Source organism: Eubacterium sp. AF19-12LB (genome assembly GCF_003479125.1).
GTDB classification, from domain to species: Bacteria; Bacillota; Clostridia; order Lachnospirales; family Lachnospiraceae; genus Eubacterium_U; species Eubacterium_U album.
Genome location: NZ_QUGP01000038.1, coordinates 1 through 1,015, shown reverse-complemented (window position 1 = coordinate 1,015; position 1,015 = coordinate 1). Strand labels below are relative to the sequence as shown.

The window sequence follows — 1,015 nt, the reverse complement described above, 5'->3', positions numbered from 1 at the left end:
AAATCAATCTTAGTTATTGATTAACTTGTCTTCTTCATTATTCCAGCTGTAAAGTTTTCTGATTTCCTGTCCAACTTTTTCTGATGGATGTTCTGAAGCTAACTTTCTCATAGCCTTGAAGTGTACCTGACGTCCTGCCGGTGACATATCAAGTAAGAATTCTTTTGCGAATGTTCCGTCCTGAATGTCGCTAAGTACTTTCTTCATTGCTTTCTTTGTTTCTGCTGTAACAATCTTTGGTCCTGTTACATAATCACCATATTCTGCTGTATTTGATATTGAATATCTCATTCCTGCAAATCCTGACTGGTAAATTAAGTCTACGATAAGCTTCATTTCATGGATACATTCAAAGTATGCGTTTCTTGGATCATATCCTGCTTCGCATAATGTTTCAAATCCTGCCTGCATTAATGCACAAACACCACCGCAAAGTACTGCCTGTTCTCCGAATAAGTCTGTCTCTGTTTCTGTTCTGAATGTTGTTTCAAGAACTCCGGCTCTTGCTCCACCAATTCCTAATGCATATGCTAAAGCCATATCTAATGCCTTACCTGTTGCATCCTGTTCTACTGCTACTAAACATGGTGTTCCTTTTCCTGCCTGATATTCTGAACGTACTGTATGTCCCGGTGCCTTAGGAGCGATCATTGTAACATCTACATCCTTAGGTGGTACGATACATCCGTAATGAATGTTGAATCCGTGTGCAAACATAAGCATGTTTCCTGCTTCAAGGTTTGGTTCGATGTCTTTCTTGTACATATCAGCCTGTAATTCATCATTAATAAGAATCATGATGATGTCAGCTTTCTTTGCTGCTTCTGCTGCTGTATATACCTTAAATCCCTGTTTTTCAGCCTTAGCCCATGACTTGCTTCCTTCATATAAACCAATGATGACATCGCATCCTGATTCCTTTAAGTTTAATGCATGTGCATGTCCCTGGCTACCATAACCGATGATTGCGATTGTCTTTCCATCTAATAATGAAAGGTTACAATCTTCCTGATAA

Annotated in this window: 1 protein-coding gene; it reads right to left on the bottom strand. The window is 39.0% G+C overall.

The annotated features are described in order from the left end of the window. Positions 1-9: 9 nt before the first annotated feature. On the bottom strand, positions 10-1,015 hold a 1,006-nt coding region (gene ilvC / locus DWX29_RS12490), incomplete at its 5' end, for a ketol-acid reductoisomerase (RefSeq protein WP_118565975.1).